Below are 24,550 nucleotides of genomic sequence, written 5' to 3' on the forward strand. Positions count from 1 at the left end.
CGTCAGGCGGCCTCGAGCAGGTGCCGCCGTTCGGCGCGCGACAGGCCCGTCTGTTCCGGGCCGGTGAGGTCGAAATCGAGCGTCAGGCTGGTGAGGGCCGGCGCAGGCTGCCACGGCCGCCGCTCGTCGAGCGACATGCGGCCGCGCCGCGGCGCATCGGGCGCCGCGGTGACACGGCGGACAACGGGACCACCGATGCCATCGCCGTCGATTGCCTCACGCTCGTCGCGAACGACGGCGAAGCCGCTGGCGATCAGTTGGTCGAGATCCCAGAGATACCCACCGCCGCTATGTTCTTCGAGCCGCAGCACGAAAAGATCATTGCGACTGCCATCGATCCGCGAGCCGGCATCGCGCTCGGTCAGCAGCCAGACGTCGCCGCGATAGTTGTCGGGCCGATAGTCCTTGAGGAGATCGACCTTCAGGCTGCGCGGCTGCGTCCGGAGCAGGTCGGTCATCACCGATGGCGAAATCAGATTGTAGCGAACCAGGGTGCGGCACGTCGCCTCATAGCTGGCGCCGATCCGCAGCGAGAGCTGATAGACGACATTGGGGCGCCGGAAATGATCGATCTGCCATCCTTGTCGCGCGCTGTGCGCGAGCATCAGCCATTTCGGCATCATGAAGGCGATCGCAAAGGCGTCGGCTTCGGTTTCCTCGAAGTTGTTTCCCGGTTCGGGCGACATCGGCATCCGGCGCAGGATGCTCTCATCGTCGAGGCTCGGCTCGTGTCGCATCGAAAAATGCCCGAGTTCGTGCGCGGCCGTGAAGCGCTGGATGCTCATCGGTCGTTCCGTCGTGACGAGAACGCCAGGAGCAGGTGCGCTGAGATAGGCGCCGAGCAGGCCTTTCAGGGGACGAAGCAGCAAGGGTAGACCCACGGCATGGATCGCGCCGAAGACATCGACGCTGCCGCCTTGGGTCTCGATCAGTGCGCGCGTATCGAGTTCGCGATGCAGGCGGCCCGCTGCCATCGTACCAGCGCGAACCGCGCTCGCATAATCCGACGCCATCGATCAGCTCCGTTCGCCGCCAGACCGCGAGCGGAGATATTCGGCAAACCGGCTCAGCTCGGCCCGGTCCTCAGTCGACAAGGCCGCAACGCGTCGCGCCAGATGGGCGACATCGGCGGGAAGGCTCGCGGAGGCCTCGTCTTCGCCGGTAAAATAGGCCACCGACTGGCGGTAAAGACGGGCAAGCCGCGTCAGTTCGATCGCTTCAACGCGGCGCTGGCCATTCTCGATATCGGTAAGCGCGGTCCGGGGAATCTTGAGATAGGCAGCAACTTCTTCCTGCTTGAGGCCGAGATATTTCCGTGCTTCGCGCAGACGGTCGCCCAAGCGCCGCCGCTCCTGCTCGTCGCCTTCCTGGCGGAGTGCGAGATTGGTCATGGCTTCGACCCTTTCTTCTTAACCCAGACGCGTTCGATCTTAGGGAGGAGGTCGTCAATCGCCTTCTCGATCGAATTGTAGCCGCCGGTGCGGACGATGCTGTCGCGAAGCTCGATGTCGAGGACCTGCTCCACCGCGCAAAGCGTGTCGACCACGGACAAGGAGTCGAGTGGCACGGGCGCCTGGATGATCTTCGGGTTTTCCGGAGGTAGGGCAATTCCGCGCACCTGTGCCTCAGCCCTGGCCACTTGCAGCAGTTCGTCGACCAACGCCCTAATGGCGTCGGCTTTGGGAAACGCGGTTGCCGCGGGCTTCGGAGGAGCGATTGTCGCCATGCATGCCTCGCACGATTTCACTACATTAAATGCGATATAATGTCTGATAATCCGACACGCAAGCCCGAATTTGCAGCTCGGATTTTTGCAGGGTGTAGCGGGTCATCGGCGGTGCGGTGTGGTGGTCAGTGCCACCTCGAGGGACAACGGCAGGGCAGAATCATCAACTCGGGTCATAGCTCGATCAAAAGAACAGAGCTGGAATATTGAGTCAGTCGCCGACGAGTGATCTCCTTCGGTCACCCACCAGCCCCCAGCGGCTCCGTTCATTTCGGGCGGCCCATAGCCGAGTCTTGAAGCCGCGCCCCGACCGCATCCGGCGGTATGGGCGGGAGCTTCAACGTGACCCCGACCAAATTGCTCATCGGCCAGATCCTTGTCGTGTTCGCAATCGTGATCGCGGGCCTCTGGGCGGCGACCCAATGGGCGGCGGCGATGCTCGCCTACCAGCCCGAACTTGGTCCGGCCTGGTTCATGGCTGGAAGCACGCCGGTCTATCGTCCCTGGGCGCTCTTCCCCTGGTGGTATCACTACGATGCCTATGCGCCGCATGTTTTCGACAAGGCCGGCGCGCTCGCCGGCGCGAGCGGTTTCATCGGCTGCGGCGCGGCGATCGCAGGCTCGCTCTGGCGCGCGCGGCAGTCGCGCCAGGTCACCACTTATGGTTCCGCGCGCTGGGCCAAGCCGAACGAGATCGAGCGGGCAGGCCTTCATGGTGACGCCGGCGTGTTCCTGGGCCGCTCGCGTGGCCGTTATCTGCGCCATAACGGCCCCGAACATATCATGGCGTTCGCGCCGACCCGTTCGGGCAAGGGCGTCGGGCTGGTCATACCGACGTTGCTCGGCTGGACCGGCAGCACCGTCGTTCACGACATCAAGGGTGAAAACTGGCAGCTCACCGCCGGTTGGCGCGCGCGCTTCTCCCACGTCCTGCTGTTCAACCCGACCGATCCCGCTTCCGCCAAATACAACCCGCTGCTCGAAGTCCGGCGCGGCGAGCATGAGGTCCGCGACGTCCAGAACATCGCCGACATCCTGGTCGATCCCGAAGGCGCGCTCGAACGGCGCAACCATTGGGAGAAAACCAGCCACAGCCTGCTGGTCGGCGCGATCCTCCACGTTCTTTATGCCGAGCCGGAAAAGACGCTCGCGCGGGTAGCCACATTCCTGTCGGACCCCCAGCAGCCGTTCGTCACCACGCTCCGGCGGATGATGACCACCAATCATCTCGGCACGAAGGATGCGCCGATCGTGCATCCGGTCGTGGCGTCGGCGGCGCGCGAGGTGCTCAACAAGTCCGAGAACGAGCGCAGCGGCGTCCTCTCCACCGCCATGTCATTTCTCGGCCTCTATCGCGACCCGACCGTCGCCGAGGTCACGTCGCGCTGCGACTGGCGGATCGCGGATCTCGTCGAGGCGGGCCACCCCGTCTCGCTCTACCTCGTCATTCCGCCATCGGACATCAGCCGAACCAAGCCGCTGGTACGCTTGGTGCTCAACCAGATTGGTCGCCGCCTTACCGAGAAGCTGGATGCCGATCCTGCCAAGGCGGGCAAGCACAAGCTCCTGATGATGCTGGACGAGTTTCCGGCATTGGGGCGCCTCGACTTCTTCGAGACCAGCCTTGCGTTTCTTGCAGGCTATGGGGTTCGCGCCTTCCTGATCGCGCAGTCGCTCAATCAAATCGAGAAGGCATATGGCGAGCACAACTCCATTCTCGATAACTGCCATGTCCGTATTGCCTTCGCGACCAATGACGAACGCACGGCGCGGCGGATCTCGGACGCGCTCGGCATCGCCACCGAGCAGCGCGCGATGCGCAACTACGCCGGCCACAGGCTCGCGCTGTGGTTGGCCCATGTCATGGTCAGCCGGCAGGAGACGGCGCGGCCGCTCCTGACCACCGGCGAGGTGATGCAGCTCCCGCCCAAGGACGAACTGGTGCTCGTTTCCGGCATGGCGCCGATCCGCGCGAAGAAGCTGCGCTATTACGAGGATCGCAATTTCCGCGAGCGGATCGCGCCGCCGCCCCAGCTCGCGCCCGGAGACTATCCCGATCGCCCGCAGGGCCGCCCCGACGATTGGAGCGGGCTGGTCCGCGCGCCTGACAGCCGGCTTGGCAAGGCCGACGACGACGCGAAAGCCGATGAGGACGGCGGCTTGCAACAGCAGCGCCATCCCGGACTCGGCGAGGAACAGACCAAAAAGCCCGAACCGCCCAGGCAGCTCGATCTTCTCGGCCTCGACCGCGACGACACCGATCCCGTCGCCGAAAAGCACGCGATGGACCGCGCCGGCACCACCGGCACGCTGATCCGCGCCCATACCATCAACCAGGGTCGCGACAGCGACACACTGCCGAGCTTCTGACGATGGCGGCGATCAAACCCAACCGCGTCCGCTACCAGCTCTTCCTGCCCGAAGATCTGAGCCACCGCTTCGAGGCGCTGGCGAGCCAGCCCGGCGCGTCCAAATCGGCGATCCTCACCGACGCGCTCACCGCCTGGCTCAACCGGCAGGCGGCGAGCGGGCTGGAGAACAAGTTCAGCCAGCGGCTCGATCGCATGTCGCTCGCGCTGGGGCGTGTCGAGCGTGACGGGCATGTGCTGCTCGAGAGCCTGGCGCTGTTCATCCGCTATGAACTGATGGTGCAGGCCCCTTTGGCCGAAGCCGACGAAGCGGCGCGTGCGATCGGCCGAGACCGCTTCGAGGCGTTCATTGCCCGCGTCGGCGAAGCGCTCGCCAGCGGCCAGCGCACGCTTGCTGCCTCCGCGAAAGACAATGGAGGTGGGCGATGAGCGACACGCTTTTCGGCTCCGATAATTCCGCAGGGCGTCGGCGCGCGATGCTGCGCACCGCGATGGGGACGACTATCGCGGCGGCGCTGGCCGATCCGATGGTCATCGAGATCATGGTCAACCCGGACGGCGTGTTGCGCCTCGATCGACTTGGCGAAGGCCGGATCGATACCGGCACCAAATATGAGCCCGCGCAAGTCGAGCGGATCATTCGTCTGGTAGCATCCCACGCGCGCACCGAGGTTCATGGCAATGCGCCGATCGTTTCGGCCGAGCTGCCGCCGCACGGCGAAGGCGCGGGCGAGCGGTTCGAGGGTATCCTGCCGCCGGTCAGCCTCGCGCCATGCTTCTCGATCCGCAAGCCCGCGGCGCGCATCTACACTTTGCTCGACTATGTGCGGGACGGCATCATGCTCGCCGACACGGCGCGACTGCTGTCGATGGCCGTGGTCGAGCGCAAGAACATCCTGGTCGCGGGCGGCACCAGTTCGGGCAAGACGACGCTTGCCAACGCGCTGCTCGCCGAGATGGCGCACCTCGATGAACGCGTCATCATCATTGAAGACACGCGTGAGTTGCAATGCGCCGCGCCCGACGTGGTGGGGCTGCGCACGCGTACGATCGGCACTGCCGGAGCCGGCGGCGTCACGATGGCTGATCTTGTCCGCTCGACATTGCGGCTCCGCCCCGATCGCATCGTCGTTGGCGAGGTGCGCGGGCGCGAAGCGCTCGACATGCTCAAAGCCTGGAACACCGGGCATCCGGGCGGCATCGCAACCGTCCACGCCAATTCGGCAGTGTCGGCCCTCTACCGGCTCGAGCAGCTCGTGCAGGAAAGCGTCGTCACCGTTCCGCGCCGGCTGATCGCCGAATCCATCGACATGATCGTGTTCATCGCCGGGCGCGGCCTCGCGCGCCGCGTCGACACGATCGCGCGCGTCGCCGGCCTCGATCCCGACGGCGGCTACGCCGTCCTCGACCTTACTCCCGACCACGCCCTCGAACCCCAAGGAGAATGACCATGCGCTTGTCCCGTATTCCTGCCCGTATTCCTGATCGTCGGAGCATCTTCCTCACCGGAGCCGCCATCGGCCTCGGGCTTGCGCTCGCCGCCACCGCGCAGGCCGCCGGCTCGGGCATGCCGTGGGAGGAACCGCTCCAGCAGGTGCTGGAGTCGGTCCAGGGTCCGGTCGCCAAGATCGTCGCGGTGATCATCATCATCGTCACCGGTTTGACGCTGGCGTTCGGCGAGACAGCAGGCGGGTTCCGCCGCCTCATCCAGATCATCTTCGGCCTGTCGATTGCGTTCGCGGCGTCGAGCTTCTTCCTCAGCTTCTTCAGCTTCGGCGGTGGAGCGCTCATCTCGTGATCGCCTCCGGCAGTCATATCGAGGGTTTCGAGGCGCCGATGCACCGCGCGCTCGCCGAGCCGATCCTGCTCGGCGGGGCGCCGAGGGCGATCGCGATCGTCAATGGTACGATCGCGGCCGCGCTCGGGCTCGGTCTCCAGCAGTGGATCGCCGGGCTGGCCATGTGGGCGTTCGGGCACACCCTCGCGGTGTTCGCCGCCAAACGCGATCCCGACTTCGCCCCGGTCCTGGTTCGCCACCTTCGCCAGAAGGGGCATCTGTCATGCTGAATCTGCGCGAATACCGTCAGAAGGCCGCCCGGCTCGCCGATCACCTTCCATGGGCGGCGCTTGTCGCGCCCGGCGTGGTGCTCAACAAGGACGGCAGCTTTTCGCGCGTCCTCAGGTTCCGCGGCCCCGATCTAGAATCCGCCACCGAAGCCGAGCTTGTCGCCGCCTGCGCGCGGGCGAACAATGTCCTGAAGCGCTTCGGCTCGGGCTGGGCACTCCATTTCGAGGCCGAGCGGCGCGAAGCGCTGGGTTATCCCGACAGCAGCTTTCCCGATGCGGCGTCGTGGCTGGTCGATGAGGAACGGCGCGCGGCGTTCGAAAGCGCGGGCGCGCATTTCGAGAGCCGCTATTATCTGACGCTCACCTTCCTGCCTCCGCCCGATCAGGCGGACACGGCGGGCCGAGCGCTGGTCGAGCGCAGCGACGACGCGAAGGGCCGCGACTGGCGACAAGCGCTTGCCGGCTTCATCGCCGAGACGGATCGCGCGCTTGACCTGTTCAGAGGCTTCATGCCCGAGGTGCGCGCGCTCGGCGACAGCGAAATGCTGACCTTTCTCCACGGTGCGATCTCCGCGCGCCGCCATGTCGTCGCCGTGCCCGAAACGCCCATCTATCTGGACGGGCTGCTGGCCGACACGCCGCTGACCGGCGGGCTGGAGCCGATGCTGGGCGACCAGCATCTGCGGACGCTGACCATTCTCGGATTTCCGAACGCGAGCCGTCCCGGCATCCTCGACGGACTCAACCATGAGGATTTTGGCTATCGCTGGGTGACGCGCTTCATTGCGCTCGACAAGACCGACGCAACCAAAGCGCTCACTCGCCTGCGGCGGCAGTGGTTCAACAAGCGCAAGTCGATCACCGCGCTGCTGCGCGAAGTCATCTACAACCAGCCGGTCCAGCTTCTCGACAGCGATGCCGACAACAAGGTGGTCGATGCCGACCTGGCCTTGCAGGCGCTCGGCGGCGATCATGTCGCGTTCGGCTATCTGACGACGACGATCACCGTTGCCGATATCGACCGCGCCCGCGTCGAGGAAAAGGTCCGCGCGGTCGAGCGCATCGTCAACGGGCTCGGCTTCACCTGCATCCGCGAGGGCATGAATGTGGTCGAGGCGTGGCTGTCGAGCCTGCCGGGCCATGTCTATGCGAACGTCCGGCAACCGATCGTCCACACCCTGAATCTCGCGCATCTCATGCCGCTGTCCTCGGTATGGGCAGGACCGGCGCGTAATCCGCATCTCGACGGTCCGCCGCTGCTTTATGCGGAAACCAGCGGCTCGACGCCGTTCCGTCTCAGCACGCATGTCGGCGACGTCGGTCATATGCTGATCGTCGGACCCACCGGGGCCGGAAAGTCGGTGCTGCTCGCAATGCTCGCGCTTCAGTTCCGGCGATATCCAGACTCCCAGGTCTATGTCTTCGACAAGGGATTTTCGGCGCGCGCGGCCGTGCTGGCGATGGGCGGCGCGCATCACGCGCTCGGGCTTGGCGGCGAGAGCGGTCATGCCGATGACGAGGGCGGGCGAACGATCGCCTTCCAGCCGCTGCGCCACATCGATCGCTCCAACGAACGAGCCTGGGCGGCCGAATGGATCGGCGCGCTGCTCGCCCATGAGAAAGTACTGGTCACACCCGAGATCAAGGAGGCCGTCTGGTCGGCGCTCACCAATCTCGCGACTGCCCCGATCGAGGAACGCACGCTCACCGGCCTGTCGCTGCTGCTGCAATCGGCACCGCTGCGATCGGCGCTCACGCCCTATACGCTCGAAGGACCGTTCGGCCGCCTGCTCGACGCCGCCGAAGACGATCTAGCGATCGCCGACGTGCAGTGCTTCGAGACTGAAGCGCTGATGGGGCAGGCGGGCGTCGTTGCGCCCGTGCTGACCTACCTGTTCCACCGGCTCGAAGAGCGCTTCACCGGGCGGCCGACGCTTCTCGTACTGGATGAAGCCTGGGTGTTCCTCGACCACCCGCTGTTCGCCGCGCGCATTCGTGAGTGGCTGAAGGTGCTGCGCAAGAAGAACGTCAGCGTCGTGTTCGCGACACAGAGCCTAGCCGATATCGCCGACAGCACGATCGCGCCGGCCATCATCGAAAGCTGTCCGCAGCGCATCTTGCTGCCCAATGATCGGGCGATCGAGCCGCAGGGCCAGACGGCCTACGTCCGCTTCGGTCTCAACGCGCGCCAGATCGAACTGGTCAGCCGCGCGACGCCCAAGCGGCAATATTATCTGCAATCAGCGCGCGGCAACCGGCTGTTCGAGCTTGGGCTAGGCCCGATCGCGCTGGCGTTGTGCGGCGCGTCCGATCCCGACAGCCAGAAGCGCATAGACGCGGTGCTGGCCGAAAAGGGCCAGGCCGACTTCGCCGCGACCTTTCTCTCCCAAGCCGGCCTCGATTGGGCGGCCGACCTGCTTGGGCGTCACCCTGCCGCCCGCCCCCCAGAAGACAAGGAGTAATTTCCCGTGCCCCGTATCCCTATCCGCAAATATGCGTGCCTCTCTGCTCTCGCGCTCGGCGCCGTCGGCTCGCTCGGTATCGGCATCGCGTTGACCTCGACGCCCGTCGCGGCCCAGCTCAGCGTGTTCGATCCATCGAACTATTCGCAAAACCTGCTCACCGCCGCGCGCACGCTCGCCCAGATCAATAACCAGATCCAGAGCCTCCAGAACGAAGCGCAAATGCTGATCAACCAGGGCAAAAACCTCACCAGGATCGATTTCCCGCAACTTCAGGAGCTTCGCCAGCGCCTCCAGCAGATCGACCAGCTCATGGGCCAGGCGCAGGGCGTCGACTTCCGCATCGATCAGCTCGACGAGCGCTTCCGCCAGCTCTACCCGCAGGAGTTCGATCAGGTGTTCCGCCGCGATCAGCGTGTGGCTCGCGCACGCGATCAACTCGATACCGCAATGTCCGCGTTTCGCCAGACGATGGGGGTCCAGAACCGCATCGTCGACAACGTACGGAGCGACACGCAGGCGCTCGCCGACATCGTCGCGCGCAGCCAGGGCGCGGAAGGCTCGCTTCAGGCGCAGCAGGCCACGAACCAGCTTCTCGCGCTCACCGCCAAGCAGCAGCTCCAGCTTCAGCAAATGATGGCGGCGCAGTTCCGGGCGGAATCGGTCGAGCAGGCGCAGCGGGGCCAGATCGCGCGCGAGGCACGCGAGTCAACGCGCCGCTTCCTCGGCGACGGCAAGGCTTACACGCCACGCCAATGAGCTGAGGCAGGCGAGGACCGCGCCCCCAGCTCCCCCCGGTCCGAACCTGTCTCGTCGCGGGGGCCGTAGGGCTTGCCCCTCTCATGGCCGCCGGTCCCCGCGACACCTTTCAACTTCAAGCAGGAACCCGCCCATATGGATGACCTGAATGTCATCGATCAGTTCATGGAGGCCTTCGCCTCCTACATCGACAGCGGGTTCGGCCTGTTGGGCGGTGACGTCGGTTTCCTGACCACGATCCTGATCGGCATCGACATCACTCTCGCCGGGCTGTTCTGGGCGCTCGGCGGCGAAGACGACGTCATCGCCAAGTTCCTCAAGAAGATCCTCTATGTCGGCGTCTTCGCCCTGATCCTCAACAGCTTCTCGACACTGTCCGATATCATCTTTCGCAGCTTCGCCGGCCTCGGCCTCACCGCAGGGGGCAGCGCGATTACGGCTGACGATTTATTGCGACCCGGCAAGCTGGCCGGGACCGGCTTCGAGGCAGCATGGCCGCTCCTCGAGCAGGCGAAGGAGTTGGTTGGCCCGATCGCCTTCTTCGACAATTTCATCGAGATCGCCGTGCTGGTGATCGCCTGGGTCGTCGTCATCGCCGCCTTTTTCATCCTCGCGATCCAGCTTTTCATCACAATCCTCGAATTCAAGCTCACTTCGCTCGCCGGCTTCGTGCTCGTGCCCTTTGCGCTGTGGAACCGCACGTCGTTCCTCGCCGAACGGGTGCTCGGGAACGTCGTCAGTTCGGGCATCAAGGTCATGGTGCTCGCGGTCATCGTCGGCATCGGCTCTAACTATTTCGCCGACTTCACCAGTGCGATCACCGGCGACGAGGTGTCGATCGAACAGGCCGTGTCGCTGATGCTCGCGAGCCTCGCGATCTTTGGCCTCTCCATCTTCGGCCCGGGAATCGCATCCGGCCTCGTCGCCGGCGCGCCGCAGCTCGGCGCCGGATCGGTGATCGCCACTACCGCGCTTGCCGGCGGAGGTCTTGCGATGGCAGGCGCTGGCGCCGTCGGCGCGGCACGCGGTCTCGCGGGGGCCGGTCTCGGCGCGATCCGCGCCGGTACATCGATGGGGTCTGCCGCATCCACCGCCTACAAGCTCGGGCAGGAAACCTCGGGCTCGACCAGCGTCGGCGCGGGCCTCGGCGGCGTTGCGACCGCCATGCGCGGCGCGGCTGCCAACCGGATGAGCGGCGGTCTCGGCGTTAGCGCTGCCGCCGATCGTGGGCAGCGCGCCGCATGGGAAGCAGGAAGCACCCGTGCCGGCGGCGGCGCCCCCGCAGCCGCGCCGACAGGCGCAGCTGAAGGAACACCCGCCTGGGCGCAGAAGCTTCATGCCAGCCAGAATGCTCGCCACCGCCGTCAGATGGCGATCCACGCAATCCAGGGCGGCGACCGCGGCGGCGCTGGCGCCACTCCAGACATCAAGGAAAGGGACTGAGCGATGAAATTTCGACGCGCATTGCAGCGCTATGGGCGAACGCCCGAACCCGAGACACCCTACCAACGAGCGGGCCAGCTTTGGGATGAGCGTATCGGCTCGGCTCGCGCACAGGCGAAGAACTGGCGGCTGATGGCCTTCGGCGGCCTGTTCCTGACCACTGGTCTGTCGGGCGCGCTGGTCTGGCAATCGATGCAAAGCCGCGTCGTGCCCTATGTGGTCGAGGTCGATGCACTCGGGCAAGCACAGGCCGTCGCGCCTGCCGCCAAGGACTATCGGCCGACCGATCCGCAGATCGCATGGTTCCTCGGCCGGTTCATCACCGGCGTTCGAGCGCGCTCGCTCGATCCGGTATTGATGCGTGAAAACTGGCTATCAGCCTATGATTTCGCGACCGAACGTGCGTCACTGTTCCTCGGCGAATATGCCCGCACCTCCAATCCGTTCGCCGATGTCGGGCGCAAGACGGTTTCGGTGCAGGTGACGAGCATCGTCCGCGCGTCAGATACGAGCTTCCAGGTCAAATGGACCGAGCAGCAATATGAGCGGGGAAGCCTCGCCAGCACGTCACGCTGGACGGCGATGCTCACGGTGAAGATCAAGCCGCCGCGCTCGGCCGATGTGCTCCGAAAAAACCCGCTCGGTCTCTATGTTGACGCGATCGACTGGAGCCGCGAACTGGAAACGCCGCAGGACCGGCCACCTTCGCCGCAACCATCGGCCGTGCCCGATCCCGCACAATCACTCCCGGTCGCGCCGCCCGCCGACATTCCGCTGGGCTCGCCGCTCGATCCGACCCTTGCTCAACCCGCAGCCGCACCATCCCCCGAAAGGACCGACCAATGATCCGTGCCCTCATCCTGGCGGCGAGCGCGATGGCGCTTGCCATGCCCGCCGCTGCGCAGAGCCGCGAACCCGCGTCACCGACCGCGCGCGTCACTGCCGCCAACCGGGCGGCACTGCGCGAGCCGTCGAGCGCGGGATATATATATGCCGTCCAGGTCTATCCCTGGGCGGAAGGCGTGCTCTACCGGCTCTATGCCGCGCCCGAGCGCATCACCGACATTGCCTTGCAGCCGGGCGAAACGATTGTGTCCGTCGCCGCCGGCGACACCGTGCGCTGGACTGTCGGCGATACCACCAGCGGCATCGGCGAAAGCAAGCGCGTGCACATCCTCGTCAAGCCGTTTTCGGCGGGCCTACGCACAAACCTTGTCATTGCTACCGATCGCCGGACCTACCATCTCCAGCTCGAAAGCACGCCCGCGACCGCGATGGCGGCGATCTCCTGGACCTATCCACATGACGAGCTGATCGCGCTCCGGCGTCAGCGGGATGCAGCCGTGGCGGCGACGCCGATCGCGTCGGGCCTCTCGGTCGAAAGCCTCAACTTCAACTATGCGATCTCGGGCGACAAGCCGGCCTGGCGGCCGCTGCGCGCGTTCGACGATGGGCGGCAGACCTACATCGAGTTCTCGCCCGCGATCGCCGTGGGTGAGGCGCCCCCGCTGTTCGTGATTGGCGAGGATGGCGAGGCCCAGCTCGTCAACTATCGCGTCGCCGGCCGCTATTATGTGGTCGACCGCCTGTTCGGTGTCGCCGAGCTGCGCCTTGGCGGCAAGAAACAGCAGATTGTCCGTATCACCGCCGCCCAGCCGAAGAGCCGGCAGCGCAAGGCCGGGAGGGGCGCGTGACCGATCCAACCGCTTCTTCCGCGCCGATCGCGGCGCCCAAAGCCGACCCCGAAACGCTCGTTCTGCGCGCGGCGCCGGGCCGCGTCACCCGTTTTCGCCGCGGTGCGATCGTCGCCATCGCTGCCGCCGGCTCGACCGCGATCATCGGCGTCGCCTGGCTGGCGCTCAAGCCCGCGACCCTGAGCCTGATCGCACCAAGCGATGAAAAGCTGGTTGGCGCGAAGGCGCCGCCTGATGCGCTCGCGGGCGCGCCGACGAGCTATGGCGACGTGCCGAAGCTCGGGCCACCGCTTCCCGGTGATCTCGGGCGGCCGATCCTCGAGCGCCAGCGGCAGCTTGGCGGGATGGTTCCCCCTGACCCCGCTGCCGATGCGGTGAGCCGGGCCGCGCAGGAAGCCGAAGCCGAGCGCCAGCGCATCGCCGCTGAGCAGAAGGCCGCACGCGAGTCTGGCGTCATGCTGCAATTGGCGGGCGGCGGTCGCGCCGCCGCCCCTGCACCGGTGACTACCGATGCAAGTGTTCCGCCAGCATCGGCCGAGACTGCCAAGCCGCTCCTCGACCCTGACCGAGATCCTAACGCCCAGGGGCGCAAGAACGAATTGGTCGGCCGCGCCAATCGCGACGACGACATCAATCCGCACGCGCTGGCGCAGTCCGTATCGCCTTGGATCTTGCAGGCCGGCAGCATCATTGCCGCGAGCCTCATAACCGGGCTCAACTCGGATCTTCCCGGGCTCGTCACCGCGCAGATCACGGAGAACGTCTATGACAGTGTGACCGGGCGCGGTCTGCTCATTCCGCAAGGATCGCGGCTGATCGGCAGCTACGACAGCGTTGTAGCGTTTGGGCAGAGCCGTGCGCTGGTCGTCTGGCAGCGGATCATCCTGCCCGACGGCTCGTCGATTCGTATCGACAATGTGCCGGCGACCGATACGCAGGGCTATGCGGGTCTGTCCGACCGGATCGACCGGCATACTTGGCAGCTTCTGAAGGGCGTCGCCCTGTCGACATTGCTGGGCGTCGGCACTGAATTGAGCTTCGGCAGCACCGAAAGCGACCTTGTCCGGGCGATCCGCGAGTCAGCGCAGCAGAGCGGCGCGCGCGCCAGCGATCAGCTCGTCACGCGCAATCTCAATATCCAGCCGACCTTGCGCGTTCGCCCCGGCTGGCCGCTACGGGTGGTCGTGCACAAAGACATCATATTGCCCGGACCCTGGGGAGGCCGTCATGGCTGATTTGAAGCTGCCAAGGCTGCCCGATCGGACGCCGGTTAAGATCACGATCAACGTCATGCCGGATCTCATCGAAGCGCTGAACGACTACGCCGAGGCCTATGAGGCGGCCTACGGCCGACGCGAGTCCGTACCGGACCTCATTCCATTCATGCTTAGCGGCTTCCTGGCGAGCGACCGCTCGTTCAGCCGGGCACGTAAGAAATAGTCCGATGTCGGCCCGGCAGCCTGCAACGAATGGCGACGACGCGCCCCCGATTGGGCCGATAAGCGTTCGCATTCCCGACGCAGTACGGATGACGGGGCTCAGCAAATCCAAGATCTACCAGCTCATCGCTTCCGGCGACATCGAGGCAGCCAAGGTCGGCCGTGCAACCGTGGTGTTTGTCGATAGTCTGCGGTCCTTTCTGCGATCACACTGTAAACAGCCGCGTTCTCGGGCGTAGCAGGGATCGCGCATGTCGGCCTGTCGATATTTCGGCACGGCCTGTCGCGAAGGGGTAAAATTGGGGGTGGATTGAGCGGAATTATCGGCACGACGATCAAGAACGTTGTTATAAATCAGTATCTTATGTTTTTCGTGTGAATCCCTCCTCCGCCACCAAATATATCCAGGCCGTCGAACCGGCCCAATAATATGTGAAATCAAACATTTGTTTGCGATTGCGTGCCGCATCGGCAGCATGCGGCAGACAGCAGGTCATGTGCGGGTATCTCGACGATTCCCCGACCATCCAGCGATTTCGCCGGATCGCCGCGAAAGACGGCAAGCACGCCCTTGTCAGCGTTGCCGTCGCACGGCCAACATATAGCCCAAGCCGTCAATCAGGCTGGCGAAGTGTCGGCTGGAATGTCCGCCATCAGGGCGAAGGCGTTCGAGCAGAACCACGCCCGGGAGAAGCGGCGAGGAAGAGCCCCGCTGCCTCTCTCCCGAAACGCTGGTTCGGGCTTACGCGCCTTCCGGCCGCGGCGACAGATATTTGGCGCGCAGCAGAGCGATCTTCGCCGCGTCCAGGCCCAGCTTGTCGCGGTAATAGCCTTCCACACCACCCGGCTGGCTATCGATCGTGGCGAAGGCCGCCTCCAGATAGCTGCGGTCGACACCCATCAGCGCCTTGATCACATCCGGCGAAAGCTTGCTGTACATTTGGCTCTGCCGGTCATCGGCCAGCATCTCCTTGCGCGGACGGAAATACTGGTTGGAAAGAAGATAGTCCTCGATCACCGTCTCGCGCGGGACGCCGAGCACGCTCAGCAGGATGGCGGCAGCGACGCCGGTGCGGTCCTTGCCCGCCGTGCAGTTGAAGGCGACCGCGCCATCGCCGCCCAGCAATTGCGCGAAGAGCGCGCGATACTGGTCTGCGAAAGTCAGCGGTATCTCGCGATAGAGCGAGGCCATCGCCGCCCTCGCCTGCTCGCCCGTCAGGCCGGGCTGGCTGAGCGGCTTCGCAATCGCGCTGTGGTCCATGCTGTAGTCATGCGTGAGGATTTGCGGAGCGGACGCCGCCGGCCAGGCGACCGCCTCCCTGGCCCGCTCATTGTTGTCGCGGAAATCGACCACGGTTTTCAGGCCAAGCGATGCGAGATAGCGGAAATCCGCCTCCGTAAGGCGGTTCATCGCGCCCGAGCGATAGAGCAGGCCCCATTTCACTTCGCGACCGTCGGCGGTCTTGTAGCCGCCCAGTTCGCGAAAATTCTGCCCGCCTTCCAGCGGCAGCAGGCGCTGCTGCGCGGGGATGGCAGTGGCGGCGACTTCGCGCGCCAGCGCCGGGGCGGCGAGCGGAGAGGCGATGGCGGCGGCGAGCAGGAGCGCGACGCGAACCCGATTCAACTGTTGCATGGTCAGTCCTTCTTTTTCCGGGGGTTCACAGCGCGAAGCGGATTCCGAACAGGTATCGGCTGCCGATCTGTTCGACTTCGGTCGGATGCGACCGCTGCCCCTCATAGGCCATGTAGATCGCATTGGTCAGGTTCGAGAGGTCCGCGAAGAGCGTGAGCCTGTCGTTGATGGCGTAGCGCAAGGATATGTCGAGATTGTCGTAGCCCTTGCGATATTCGCCGCTGCCCAGCCCTCCCAGCGTGTCCAGCCAGTCGCTCCGCCACTGATAGCTGACCCGCGCGGACAGCCCGAACTTCTCGTAGTAAAGCGAGGTGTTGACGACAGTGTCCGACATGCCGGGAAAGGGGACGCCCTTCTGGTCGGCCGTGTCGAACTTGCCGCCGAGGAAGGCGACATTGCCCTGGAAGCCGAAGCCGTCGAGCACGCCGGGCAGGAAGGAGAATTGCTGCTGGTAGTTGAACTCCACGCCGTAGAGCCGGCCGTTGCTGCCGTTGAAGGTGGAGCTGAAGATGTAACCGGACCGATCGACGCCGTCGCTGTTGTAGAAGTCCGAGCCGACCGGTTCCTGGAACTGGAACAGAACATTGTCCACCCAGCGGTAGAAGCCGGAGACGGCGATGATGCCGCCGCCCGGGATATAATATTCCGCGCTGGCGTCGAGGCCCCAGGTGTATTCCGGCTTCAGCTCGGGATTGCCGCCGCCGATGGTTCCGGGGGACGAGGTGTCGTTGATCGAGCTTCCCACCCGCACTTCGCCGAATGACGGGCGGGCGATGCCGCGCTGGCCGGCGAGGCGCAGCACGATGTCGTCCGTCACGTCGAAACGGGCGTTCACGCTGGGAAAGAAGTCGGTGTAGCTCTGCGGCGAGGACAGCGGGATCAGCACGGAACCGCTGCGGGCGAAGCCGGTGTTCGCCAGGCTGAAATGCTCCAGCCGCACCCCTGCGACCACTTGCCCCGCGCCGAAGTCATAAGTGCCCATCACATAGGAAGAAGCGCATCTCGTCGCGCGGGGCATATTCGATCGCCGCGAACAGGCCGTTGTTCTCGCGCTCCACCTTGTACTGGCGCACGTCGAACTCGGTCGGGCCGTCGGCATCGTAAAGCCCCACCTCGCGGTTGTCGGTCAACTGCTTGCGCCGATAGTGGGAGCCGCCGACGACGATGCCGACCGTGCCGTTGGACCAGCTTGCCCGGATCGAGCCCTGCCGCTGCTCCTTGCCGCCCAGGTCCATGAAGCCATAGCCGAGATCGCCCTGCAGGTGGAAACCGTCCTGCGCCAGCGGCGAATAGGTGCGCAGGTCGATATTGGCGACGATCGCTTCGGACGGCAGGTCGGGCGTCAGCGATTTGTTGATCGCCATCGAACTCAGCAGCACGGCGGGCACCGCATCGAAGCGGAAGGCCCGGGTCGTGCCGCCCTCGTCCACGCCAACCATCGGAATCCCGTCTATGCTGACCGAAGTCCAGCGGTTGGGCGCGCCGCGCACCTGGATGTAGCGCTCCTGCCCCTGGTCGCGCTGCACGGCCACGGACGGCAGGCGTGAAAGGGCTGCCGCGCTGTTCTGGTCGGGGAAGCGGCCGACGGCATCGGCCGCCGCGACATCCACGAGGTTCGGGGCGTCGCGCTTCTCGCGGACCGAGGCGGCCTGCGCAGCCAGGATCGAGCCGGTGACGACGATGTCTTCCCCCCCCATGTCGGCAGAAACGCCGGCGGAAGCGCCGGCGGAAGCGTCGGCCGGCGCATTCGCCGGGCTTTGCGCGTGCGCGGACGGGGCCGCGAACAAAGTGGTGGCAACGCCTGCGAGCAGGAGAGCATGCTGGCCGAGAAGAGATGCGATACGCATTTGATGTAACCCCTTTTGAATTTCGCGGGGTCGATAGAACGATTGTATGTGGATCGAGTGACGGCTGTGTTACGCTTTTGAGGCAGGCGGAGAAAGCCGGAGCAGGGACCCTGCATGCGGGTTGAAAAGCCTGTTCGATGGGTTAGTCATATCCGGCTTCAGCAGATCGAGATGAGTGAATGCAATCCGACGCAAAGGGGAAGAAAGCAGCCATCGCCACGCCAGCACAGCTCATCGAGGCAGTGCTGGAGAGCTGGTGCAGCCATTCCAGCGGAGAGATTTCCGCGCGGATGCTGGCGGGGAAAGCCGGTATCGCGACCTCGGCGATTTACTATCATTTCGAAAATCTGGAACAATTGTATCAAGCGGCACAAGTGAAGTCGCTGGGCGATGCGCGACATTGGTGCGAGGCGCAGATACAGACTTTCCTCGCCATCAAGCGCAACGGGCTCCTGTCCCGCTCGGCTTTCGGATCGCTCCTTGCCGCCATCATCGATGATTTGTGCACGGTGCAGCGGCAGGCGGCCTTCGCGTGGCGGGAATGCCAGCTTCTGGCCGCGCGCCGGCCTGGATTTGCACCCCTGCTTGCAGAATGGGATTCTCTCTTTCGCAGGCTGTGCAAGGAGCTGTGCGCAGTCGTCGGCCTGGGCCACGCCTCGGCTCTGACCTTCTACTTTTTCGAAAGCGAAAGCCTGTTCCACCTGATCCGCTGGAACAGGCTGCTCGATCGGGCAGCGCTCGACGAGATCGCGTCAGGCTGGGCAAGTTCGATTCAGGGCAAACCTCCGTTGCACGCCCCGATCCGGGTGCACCTTTGGAAACGGGCGCAGGAGGCTCTTCCGGTCGCGACGGCCAGAACGCATGAGTCCATTGCCAGGGCGGCGGCGAAGCTGCTGATCGAGCAGGGGGTATCGGGAATCACCCATCGCGCCGTAGCCGCGGAAGCCGGGCTGACGCTGGGAGTCGTCGCACATCAATGCCATCGAGCGGCCGATCTGCTGGAGCAGGCCTATGGCGCCATCTACCTGCAATTGACGGGCAATCGGCTGGAGGAGGCGCGCAACACGCCGCCGGATCAGGCTCTGGGCGTTCCATCGCTGCTGCAGATGCTGGCCATTCAGGAACTGGTTCTGGCGGTCGCGCGCGGCCGAACCGATGCGGCGTTCGCCACCTCGCTTCGCTATCTGAGAGGCACGACGAGCAGCCATACAGTAGAGGGGCGGCTGGGCTTGAAAGGTGAAAATTCGGTGCTCGTCGCGACGATCCTGTCCAACACCATGATCGGTTTGTTGCGCAATGCAGGGGAAACCGATCGCCAGGCGGCGGTGATCGCAGCCGAGGCGGAGCTGTTTCGGATGATGGCGGACGATTCTGGCGGCAGCGATCGGGAACCAAAACCGGCTTCAGGGGAGCGATAGGCTGCGCAATCTGTTTCGCCGGCGCAGCCAAAGTCGCTGACGATAGCCTTAGCTCAGTATGCGTCAGATACTATGAAGCGCCACACGCAGCTTCAGCCTTGCCCAAAGCCGCAACAGCTTCATGTCCTTTGCTCCTGCGCGCCAGACTGATGGCCACCGATTTCACCACCAGTTTTGGAGCGAAAGAAGGGTGTCAGCGCCCCTTCCAGACCGGCTTGCGCTTTTCCGCAAAGGCTCTCGGCCCCTCTCTAGCGTCGTCACTGGTGCGCCAGGCGACGAATTCCGCATATCCGGGCTGGTTGCGCATCGCGGTTTCCACATCGGGTTCTGTCAGCCCGCGTTGCACTAGCGCCTTAGACGTACGCAGAGCCATCGGAGAAGCGCGCAATATGTCGCCCACCCAGCGTGCGGTCGCTTCCAGCAACTGGTCGGCTGCCACCACCTCGTTCACCAGCCCCATGCGCAGTGCCTCGTTGGCGGTCGCTCGGCGGGAGGCAAGGATCAGACCCATCGCCTGCTTAAGCGGCGCTTGACGTGCCAGCCGGTGCAACCCACCGCCGAGCGCCACCGCCCCTACCAATGGTTCAGGCAAGCCGAAGCTGGCGACATCGGCAGCGATGACGATGTCACAGGCCAATGCGATCTCAAAGCCACCGCCCAGCGCCACCCCATTCACTGCGGCGATGAACGGCTTGGGGCAATCGAATCGCTCGATCAGGCCAGCGTAGCCGCTTTGTGGGTAAGTCGCCGGAAGTCCGCTGCGCGCGGCGGCCTTCAGATCGGAACCGGCACAGAAAGCGCGATTTCCCGCCCCGGTGATCACGCAAACAAGCTGATCGTCCGCCGCCGCGAAAGCATCGAACGCGTGTTGCAGTTGCACGTGCATTTCGGGGTTCAGAGCATTCATCGCTTCGGGACGATTTAGCGTGATGGTGGTGACCGGCCCTTCGATGGCGACAAGAATGTGCATGTGGTCTCCCGAATTTTTGTAATTGAGATTATCATACACTTATATATGATAATCTCAAACACAGAAAATAGATGAGAAAAGCCATGCATTTTGCAACCGATGATGCCGCGCAATGACCGAACACGAGAAGATGGAGGGCGCAGGCGGCAATAAGGTGGCACGGCCGCAAGCCATGCTGGTATTGCTGACGATGGCTTATTGTCTCGCTTACGTCGATCGGCTGATGATGGCCGTGGTGGCAGAGCAGGTGAAGGCCGAATTCGGCCTTTCCGACAAGCAGCTTTTCCTGCTGACGGGCGCTGCCTTCGTATTGATATATGGAGCGTGCGGCATATTCTCGGGCTGGCTGCTCGACCGTTCCAGCCGGCGCAAGATCGTTGCGGGATCGCTGTGGCTGTGGAGCATCTTCACCATGGCCTGCGCCATGGCCGGGAATTTCTGGCATCTGGCCATAGCCCGCGCCGGTGTCGGGGCTGGTGAATCCGCCATCGTGCCCGCCGCTCTTTCGCTGATCAGCGACAGCTACCCTCCCCGGCGCCGCCCACTGGCGATGGGAATTTTTTATGCCGGCGGCATGGTCGGCATACTGATTGCCTGGGTGGTGGGTGGCTGGATCGCCCACGGCATGGGCTGGCGATGGGCCTTCCTGCTCGCGGGGCCGCCGGGCATCCTGCTGGGGCTGGTGATCTGGTTTCGCGGCGGGGAAATGCCCCGCGCGGCAGTCGCGCCTGCATCGGCAAGCCCCAATTCCACCTTTCACGACGTGTGGCGCAACCGCCCGCTGATGTGGCTGATTACAGCCGGCTCCGTTATCACCTTCGTGAACATCGGGTTGATCAACCTGATGGGCAGCTTTTTCATCCGCAGTCATGGCATGACGGTCCGCGATGTTGGGCTGGTGTTCGGTCCGGTGATGGCGGCGGGAATGGTGCTGGGGCTGATCGGAGGCGGCTGGATTGGCAACCGGCTTGCCAATCGCGGCACCGCCATACTGATCCGCTTTTCCATGTGGAACTGCCTGGCGATGTTCCCGCTGTACATGGGCATCTTCCTGGCAGAGGAACTGTGGCTGGCATTGCTGTTCACCTTTCTGGGCACCATCAGCAGCGTTCTCTATTCACCCAGCTTTTCCGCTGCCTATCAGGCCGTCAGCGCCGCACACACGCGCGGGACAGCGGCCGGCATATCCAATTTCGCCAGCGCGCTGATCGGCGGGGCGCTGGCCACCTTCCTTGTTGGCGCGCTAAGCGATCATCTGCGACCGGAACATGGGGCAGACAGCCTGCGCCTGGCGATGATGGCAGGCATGGTCACATGCCTGATCGCGGCAGCGCTGTTCCATATCGCTTGCCGTAAGGTGATGCGCGAACGTCCGGAATTACTGCACGGCTAGCAAAGCGCTGGTAAAGCGGCTAGCACTCTGCCATAGTTCGCTACTATATAGTATAGCACTGGATCACTGAATGGCGCTGGTGAAGGCATGCGATCTGACAGATCTGAGCGACGACGAAATCTACAAGGCAGAACTGGATGGCGCACCGCCCATCGCCATCTACCTGATCGATGGCGAGGTCTTCGCCACGCACGATACCTGCACCCACGGCGAAGCCAGCCTTTCCGAGGATGGATATATCGAGGATGGTACGGTGGTGTGCAGTTGGCACGAGGGTGCGTTTGATATTCGCACCGGGCAGGCTTGCCGCCTGCCTTGCATGGATCCACTGCGCAAATTCGTGGTGCAGGTGATCGATGGGGAGGTTTTCGTCGATCTGGATTGAGGGGAGCGCCTAGCAATGACAGACAAGGAATCCACGGGAAGCTTCCGGCTTGGCTTTCTGATTCACGATGTCTCCCGTTTGCGTCGAACCGTTGTGGACAAGGCCATGAAGCCAATGGATGTGACGCGGTCGCAATGGTGGGTGCTGAGCAACCTGTCTCGCGATCCGAACAACCAGATGATGCAGACGGAACTGGCCCATGTGCTGGATATCGGCAAGGTGGCGTTGGGCGGTCTGCTCGATCGGCTGGAGGCAGTGGGATATGTGGAGCGTCGAGCCGATCCGATGGATCGCCGTGCCAAGCGGGTGATCATGACCGCAAGGGGTGCGCAGATGATGAAGCGCATCCAGAAGCAGGCCGTCAGCCTGAACACAGAGATGCTGGATGGCATTCCGGCGAGCGAGCTTCAGCAGATGGAAGATATACTGCACCGGATGAAGCAGCGTCTGCGCGCGATGGATAGCGAACTGAAAGTAGAACAGATGCGCAAAAACAGCGAACGAAAAGCTGCCGTTTAAACTGGCGGCGGCATGTGCCGCCGCCATTTAATTGCCTCAGAAATGCGCGCCGAGCGTGATGCCATAGGTGCGCGGGGACGCTGGCGAATATTTCGGCCCGGAACTGCCGCCATTGGCGACATAGGAATAATATTCCTGATCCGTCAGGTTATTGGCCCACAGCTTGATGCTGATATCATCGCCCGGATTGCGCCAGGTGATGGAAGCATTCACCAGATTGGTTATAGGCTGGTGCACCGTTTGCAGATTGTGCGGTTCGGAGAAATAGTTGCCGCCGCGCGAATAGGAACCCGCCAGGCTGAAATCCCCGATCGGCGTCGGGATATCATAGAGGACGGAGACCGTGGCCGCGAACGGCGGTGTGTTCACCGTCTTGCTGCCCGTAAGATCGCAGAAGCGCTGCGCCGCCGGCGCGCCGCCGCCCGCTGTCGGATAGACGGTGAAGTTGCAGCCCGCCGGAATCGGTATGGGCGCATTCGGCGGCTGTGGGAAGAAGGTGGGACCATTAGGGAATTCGGTGTATTTTCCATCGATTACCGAAATATTGGCCATGATCGTCAACCGATTGCTGGGCACGATCTGCAATTCCGCCTCCATCCCCTTGATCTCCGCCTTGCCGGCGTTGGAAAGGATGGTGCCGGCATTGGGCGGCGGCACGTTGTTCTGGAACTGGATGTTGGTGAAATCATAGTAAAAGGCTTCCACGTTCAGCCGCGCGAGGCGATCGAACAGGTCGCTCTTGAAGCCGACCGCAAAGGCATCCAGCACCTCGGGCTTCACCGGCGGCAGTGGCGACGTCGAGCCGGGGCTGTAACCGGGCAGGTTATACACGCCGCTCTTGAAGCCGCGGTTAAAGGAGGCGTAGAGTAGAATATCCTCGTTGAGGCGATAGTCGATCGCTGCCCTGCCCGTCACTTTGCCGAACGTCGTTTTGCTGCCGAACGGGCCCGACTGGACGATAACATCGCCATTCGCCGCGATAAGCGATCCGCCTCCTTCGGATTCCGTGCGCCTGTCGTTGGTATAGCGCAGGCCCAGCGTAAGCTTCAGATTGTCTACGATCTCGTACGTCCCCTGCCCGAACACCGCGATCGACGTGGTCTTCTGGCGGGCGCGCTGGGTCTGCGTGGTACCAACCCCATAAGAGGCGAAGGCCAGCCCGTCGCCCACCAGGTGGAACAGGCTATTGTCCTTCAGGAAATAGCCGCCCACGATCCATTCCAGCCGCGAGCTGTTGTTGGAAAGAAGCTGGATTTCCTGCGTGAAGGTCTTGCCTTCGTTCAGCACGGTCGCGTTCAGGATGTTCATCGGCGCCGCATCGAGATCGAAGCGGAAGTTCGTCGTCGTATCGCTGTAGGTAGAGATGCTCACGAACCGCACGGCACCGAAATCATGATCGATCTTGGCCGACAGCAGCATGAACTCCGTGTCGTAATAGTTATTCACGCCGGCACTGGAGACGGAATCGTAAAAGCCGGCGCCCAGCGCATCGGGGTTGGCGCCCGCAAAGCCATAGGTGCCCGAAACGGACCGCATGGCGATCCCCTGACTGGAATTGCGGTTGCTGAATGTCCCGCTTAACAGGATATCGGTGTTATCTCCGGCCCGCGCCAGCAGCTTGGAGCGCACACCCCAGCCACTGTTCTTGAATACTTCCTGCCCGTCGAGGACGTTCACGCCCCAGCCGTCGCCCTGATAGACGCGGAAGGCCGACACATTGACGGCGATGTTGTCGGTGATCGGGGCAGAGGCATAGACCTGCGCGTTGATAGTGTTGTAGTTGCCATAGCTGAAGGCAAGATCGGCCGTCGGCGTGAAACTGGGATCTCGCGTGCGGACATGGATGACGCCGCCGGTCGCGTTCCGGCCGAACAGCGTGCCCTGCGGGCCTTTCAACACCTCGATCATCTCGATATTGTTGAATTCGAAGATCGCGGCATTGCCGTTGGCGATATAGGAATCGTCGACGAAATAGGCGACCGAAGGCTCGTTTCCGATGAAGCTGGATGTGGAGCCGACACCGCGAATGAACGGGCTGGCGCCGCTGGCCTGTCGCTGGAAAGTGAAGCCGGGCACCAACTGGGTCACGTCCTGCGCCGTCTGAATGTTGAGCGCGGACGTGGTTTCCGCCGTGACAGCGGTGATGGCGATCGGCACTTCCTGCAGGCTCTGGCCACGGCGCTGGGCCGTCACCACGATATCCTGCACGCCGCCGCTGGTGTCTGCAACGCTATCCTCTCCACCGGCTGCGGGCTGATTCGCCGCGGCCGCCGAGGCGATCAAGGCTGCGGACAATAACAGTCCGCTCCTGCCAATATGTCTCATACTGTTTCCTCCCCGATTCCGGATTATTTGTATATATAATTACCGTATCTTTATTCATTGTCAACTAGCATACTATAAGCTTAAAAGTTGCAAAAATGATG

Annotated in this window: 25 protein-coding genes; 17 read left to right on the forward strand and 8 right to left on the reverse strand. The window is 63.8% G+C overall.

The window, feature by feature from the left end; translation table 11 throughout:
* Positions 1 to 2: 2 nt before the first annotated feature.
* The 3 genes from L6Q21_RS07785 to L6Q21_RS07795 are packed head-to-tail and all read right to left on the reverse strand — an operon-like array spanning position 3 to position 1,726.
* Positions 3 to 1,013: an ImmA/IrrE family metallo-endopeptidase gene (locus L6Q21_RS07785; RefSeq protein ID WP_082657683.1), complete on the reverse strand. Its 1,011-nt coding sequence runs from the start codon at positions 1,011 to 1,013 to the stop codon at positions 3 to 5.
* Between the two features lie 3 nt (positions 1,014 to 1,016).
* Entirely contained in the window at positions 1,017 to 1,391 is a 375-nt protein-coding gene (locus L6Q21_RS07790) for a helix-turn-helix domain-containing protein (RefSeq protein WP_017499940.1), read from the reverse strand.
* Entirely contained in the window at positions 1,388 to 1,726 is a 339-nt protein-coding gene (locus tag L6Q21_RS07795) for a hypothetical protein (RefSeq protein ID WP_058454885.1), read from the reverse strand. The genes L6Q21_RS07790 and L6Q21_RS07795 overlap by 4 nt, the downstream gene beginning before the upstream one ends.
* A gap of 342 nt (positions 1,727 to 2,068) precedes the next feature.
* On the opposite strand from L6Q21_RS07795, the gene L6Q21_RS07800 reads away from it, so the two are divergent.
* From L6Q21_RS07800 to L6Q21_RS17980, 13 genes are all read left to right on the forward strand, one after another.
* Positions 2,069 to 4,096, forward strand: coding sequence for a conjugal transfer protein TraG (locus L6Q21_RS07800; RefSeq protein ID WP_058454967.1), 2,028 nt, complete (start codon positions 2,069 to 2,071; stop codon positions 4,094 to 4,096).
* 2 nt (positions 4,097 to 4,098) lie between these two features.
* Positions 4,099 to 4,524, forward strand: a complete 426-nt coding sequence (locus L6Q21_RS07805; RefSeq protein WP_058454884.1) for a hypothetical protein — start codon at positions 4,099 to 4,101, stop codon at positions 4,522 to 4,524.
* Positions 4,521 to 5,543: a P-type conjugative transfer ATPase TrbB gene (gene trbB / locus L6Q21_RS07810; RefSeq protein ID WP_058454883.1), complete on the forward strand. Its 1,023-nt coding sequence runs from the start codon at positions 4,521 to 4,523 to the stop codon at positions 5,541 to 5,543. Before L6Q21_RS07805 ends, trbB begins: the two co-directional genes overlap by 4 nt.
* Entirely contained in the window at positions 5,540 to 5,893 is a 354-nt protein-coding gene (locus L6Q21_RS07815) for a TrbC/VirB2 family type IV secretion system protein (protein ID WP_017499935.1), read from the forward strand. Before trbB ends, L6Q21_RS07815 begins: the two co-directional genes overlap by 4 nt.
* Positions 5,890 to 6,162 (forward strand): VirB3 family type IV secretion system protein, encoded by a 273-nt coding sequence (locus tag L6Q21_RS07820; RefSeq protein ID WP_443026223.1) that lies wholly within the window; start codon positions 5,890 to 5,892, stop codon positions 6,160 to 6,162. The genes L6Q21_RS07815 and L6Q21_RS07820 overlap by 4 nt, the downstream gene beginning before the upstream one ends.
* On the forward strand, positions 6,156 to 8,624 hold the full coding sequence (gene trbE / locus L6Q21_RS07825; protein ID WP_058454882.1) for a conjugal transfer protein TrbE: 2,469 nt from the start codon (positions 6,156 to 6,158) through the stop codon (positions 8,622 to 8,624). The genes L6Q21_RS07820 and trbE overlap by 7 nt, the downstream gene beginning before the upstream one ends.
* 6 nt (positions 8,625 to 8,630) lie before the next feature.
* Positions 8,631 to 9,383 (forward strand): P-type conjugative transfer protein TrbJ, encoded by a 753-nt coding sequence (gene trbJ, locus L6Q21_RS07830; RefSeq protein ID WP_058454881.1) that lies wholly within the window; start codon positions 8,631 to 8,633, stop codon positions 9,381 to 9,383.
* A 135-nt stretch (positions 9,384 to 9,518) separates the two neighbouring features.
* Positions 9,519 to 10,826, forward strand: a complete 1,308-nt coding sequence (gene trbL, locus L6Q21_RS07835; protein WP_058454880.1) for a P-type conjugative transfer protein TrbL — start codon at positions 9,519 to 9,521, stop codon at positions 10,824 to 10,826.
* Between the two features lie 3 nt (positions 10,827 to 10,829).
* The gene (gene trbF / locus L6Q21_RS07840) at positions 10,830 to 11,672 is read left to right on the forward strand and encodes a conjugal transfer protein TrbF (RefSeq protein ID WP_058454879.1); all 843 of its coding nucleotides are present in this window, start codon (positions 10,830 to 10,832) and stop codon (positions 11,670 to 11,672) included.
* Entirely contained in the window at positions 11,669 to 12,520 is an 852-nt protein-coding gene (gene trbG / locus L6Q21_RS07845; RefSeq protein WP_058454878.1) for a P-type conjugative transfer protein TrbG, read from the forward strand. Before trbF ends, trbG begins: the two co-directional genes overlap by 4 nt.
* On the forward strand, positions 12,517 to 13,755 hold the full coding sequence (locus L6Q21_RS07850) for a TraB/TrbI/VirB10 family type IV secretion system protein (protein WP_058454877.1): 1,239 nt from the start codon (positions 12,517 to 12,519) through the stop codon (positions 13,753 to 13,755). The genes trbG and L6Q21_RS07850 overlap by 4 nt, the downstream gene beginning before the upstream one ends.
* Positions 13,748 to 13,960, forward strand: coding sequence for a DUF2274 domain-containing protein (locus tag L6Q21_RS07855; protein WP_058454876.1), 213 nt, complete (start codon positions 13,748 to 13,750; stop codon positions 13,958 to 13,960). Before L6Q21_RS07850 ends, L6Q21_RS07855 begins: the two co-directional genes overlap by 8 nt.
* Before the next feature lie 4 nt (positions 13,961 to 13,964).
* The gene (locus L6Q21_RS17980) at positions 13,965 to 14,198 is read left to right on the forward strand and encodes a helix-turn-helix domain-containing protein (protein ID WP_051035681.1); all 234 of its coding nucleotides are present in this window, start codon (positions 13,965 to 13,967) and stop codon (positions 14,196 to 14,198) included.
* Positions 14,199 to 14,701: 503 nt separating this feature from the next.
* Here L6Q21_RS17980 and L6Q21_RS07865 read toward each other — a convergent pair.
* From L6Q21_RS07865 to L6Q21_RS07875, 3 genes are read right to left on the reverse strand one after another with little or no spacing between them, the layout of a single operon-like run.
* Positions 14,702 to 15,592, reverse strand: a complete 891-nt coding sequence (locus L6Q21_RS07865) for a tyrosine-protein phosphatase (protein WP_237830190.1) — start codon at positions 15,590 to 15,592, stop codon at positions 14,702 to 14,704.
* Between the two features lie 25 nt (positions 15,593 to 15,617).
* A complete protein-coding gene (locus L6Q21_RS07870) occupies positions 15,618 to 16,574 on the reverse strand; it encodes a TonB-dependent receptor domain-containing protein (RefSeq protein WP_237830191.1) in 957 nt (318 codons plus the stop codon).
* Entirely contained in the window at positions 16,561 to 17,439 is an 879-nt protein-coding gene (locus tag L6Q21_RS07875; protein WP_237830192.1) for a TonB-dependent receptor plug domain-containing protein, read from the reverse strand. Before L6Q21_RS07875 ends, L6Q21_RS07870 begins: the two co-directional genes overlap by 14 nt.
* A gap of 179 nt (positions 17,440 to 17,618) precedes the next feature.
* Here L6Q21_RS07875 and L6Q21_RS07880 point away from each other — a divergent pair, with 179 nt between their 5' ends.
* A complete protein-coding gene (locus L6Q21_RS07880; RefSeq protein ID WP_237830193.1) occupies positions 17,619 to 18,857 on the forward strand; it encodes a TetR/AcrR family transcriptional regulator in 1,239 nt (412 codons plus the stop codon).
* Between the two features lie 193 nt (positions 18,858 to 19,050).
* Here the strand turns inward: L6Q21_RS07880 and L6Q21_RS07885 are convergent, their stop codons facing one another.
* On the reverse strand, positions 19,051 to 19,827 hold the full coding sequence (locus L6Q21_RS07885; RefSeq protein WP_237830194.1) for an enoyl-CoA hydratase-related protein: 777 nt from the start codon (positions 19,825 to 19,827) through the stop codon (positions 19,051 to 19,053).
* Between the two features lie 112 nt (positions 19,828 to 19,939).
* Between L6Q21_RS07885 and L6Q21_RS07890 the strand changes: the two genes are divergently transcribed.
* From L6Q21_RS07890 to L6Q21_RS07900, 3 genes are all read left to right on the forward strand, one after another.
* Positions 19,940 to 21,220: a spinster family MFS transporter gene (locus L6Q21_RS07890; protein WP_237830195.1), complete on the forward strand. Its 1,281-nt coding sequence runs from the start codon at positions 19,940 to 19,942 to the stop codon at positions 21,218 to 21,220.
* A 70-nt stretch (positions 21,221 to 21,290) separates the two neighbouring features.
* The gene (locus L6Q21_RS07895) at positions 21,291 to 21,605 is read left to right on the forward strand and encodes a non-heme iron oxygenase ferredoxin subunit (protein ID WP_237830196.1); all 315 of its coding nucleotides are present in this window, start codon (positions 21,291 to 21,293) and stop codon (positions 21,603 to 21,605) included.
* A gap of 15 nt (positions 21,606 to 21,620) precedes the next feature.
* Positions 21,621 to 22,124: a MarR family winged helix-turn-helix transcriptional regulator gene (locus tag L6Q21_RS07900; RefSeq protein ID WP_237830197.1), complete on the forward strand. Its 504-nt coding sequence runs from the start codon at positions 21,621 to 21,623 to the stop codon at positions 22,122 to 22,124.
* 36 nt (positions 22,125 to 22,160) lie between these two features.
* On the opposite strand, the gene L6Q21_RS07905 is transcribed toward L6Q21_RS07900, so the two are convergent.
* Positions 22,161 to 24,419 (reverse strand): TonB-dependent receptor, encoded by a 2,259-nt coding sequence (locus L6Q21_RS07905; RefSeq protein WP_237830198.1) that lies wholly within the window; start codon positions 24,417 to 24,419, stop codon positions 22,161 to 22,163.
* Between the last annotated feature and the right edge of the window lie 131 nt (positions 24,420 to 24,550).

This window comes from Sandaracinobacteroides sayramensis (genome assembly GCF_022014495.1).
GTDB classification, from domain to species: domain Bacteria; phylum Pseudomonadota; class Alphaproteobacteria; order Sphingomonadales; family Sphingomonadaceae; genus Sandaracinobacteroides; species Sandaracinobacteroides sayramense.

Excerpts from the sequence above, each read along its gene's own strand:
- L6Q21_RS07790 (WP_017499940.1), bottom strand. The coding sequence starts at position 1,391 with ATGACCAATCTCGCACTCCGCCAGGAAGGCGACGAGCAGGAGCGGCGG.
- L6Q21_RS07890 (WP_237830195.1), top strand. The coding sequence starts at position 19,940 with ATGACCGAACACGAGAAGATGGAGGGCGCAGGCGGCAATAAGGTGGCA.
- L6Q21_RS07795 (WP_058454885.1), bottom strand. The coding sequence starts at position 1,726 with ATGGCGACAATCGCTCCTCCGAAGCCCGCGGCAACCGCGTTTCCCAAA.
- trbB (WP_058454883.1), top strand. The coding sequence starts at position 4,521 with ATGAGCGACACGCTTTTCGGCTCCGATAATTCCGCAGGGCGTCGGCGC.
- L6Q21_RS17980 (WP_051035681.1), top strand. The coding sequence starts at position 13,965 with ATGTCGGCCCGGCAGCCTGCAACGAATGGCGACGACGCGCCCCCGATT.
- L6Q21_RS07885 (WP_237830194.1), bottom strand. The coding sequence starts at position 19,827 with ATGCACATTCTTGTCGCCATCGAAGGGCCGGTCACCACCATCACGCTA.
- L6Q21_RS07875 (WP_237830192.1), bottom strand. The coding sequence starts at position 17,439 with ATGCGTATCGCATCTCTTCTCGGCCAGCATGCTCTCCTGCTCGCAGGC.
- L6Q21_RS07785 (WP_082657683.1), bottom strand. The coding sequence starts at position 1,013 with ATGGCGTCGGATTATGCGAGCGCGGTTCGCGCTGGTACGATGGCAGCG.
- L6Q21_RS07815 (WP_017499935.1), top strand. The coding sequence starts at position 5,540 with ATGACCATGCGCTTGTCCCGTATTCCTGCCCGTATTCCTGATCGTCGG.
- trbG (WP_058454878.1), top strand. The coding sequence starts at position 11,669 with ATGATCCGTGCCCTCATCCTGGCGGCGAGCGCGATGGCGCTTGCCATG.
- L6Q21_RS07895 (WP_237830196.1), top strand. The coding sequence starts at position 21,291 with ATGGCGCTGGTGAAGGCATGCGATCTGACAGATCTGAGCGACGACGAA.
- L6Q21_RS07805 (WP_058454884.1), top strand. The coding sequence starts at position 4,099 with ATGGCGGCGATCAAACCCAACCGCGTCCGCTACCAGCTCTTCCTGCCC.
- L6Q21_RS07900 (WP_237830197.1), top strand. The coding sequence starts at position 21,621 with ATGACAGACAAGGAATCCACGGGAAGCTTCCGGCTTGGCTTTCTGATT.
- L6Q21_RS07855 (WP_058454876.1), top strand. The coding sequence starts at position 13,748 with ATGGCTGATTTGAAGCTGCCAAGGCTGCCCGATCGGACGCCGGTTAAG.
- trbF (WP_058454879.1), top strand. The coding sequence starts at position 10,830 with ATGAAATTTCGACGCGCATTGCAGCGCTATGGGCGAACGCCCGAACCC.
- trbE (WP_058454882.1), top strand. The coding sequence starts at position 6,156 with ATGCTGAATCTGCGCGAATACCGTCAGAAGGCCGCCCGGCTCGCCGAT.
- L6Q21_RS07870 (WP_237830191.1), bottom strand. The coding sequence starts at position 16,574 with ATGGGCACTTATGACTTCGGCGCGGGGCAAGTGGTCGCAGGGGTGCGG.
- trbL (WP_058454880.1), top strand. The coding sequence starts at position 9,519 with ATGGATGACCTGAATGTCATCGATCAGTTCATGGAGGCCTTCGCCTCC.
- L6Q21_RS07880 (WP_237830193.1), top strand. The coding sequence starts at position 17,619 with ATGCAATCCGACGCAAAGGGGAAGAAAGCAGCCATCGCCACGCCAGCA.
- L6Q21_RS07865 (WP_237830190.1), bottom strand. The coding sequence starts at position 15,592 with ATGCAACAGTTGAATCGGGTTCGCGTCGCGCTCCTGCTCGCCGCCGCC.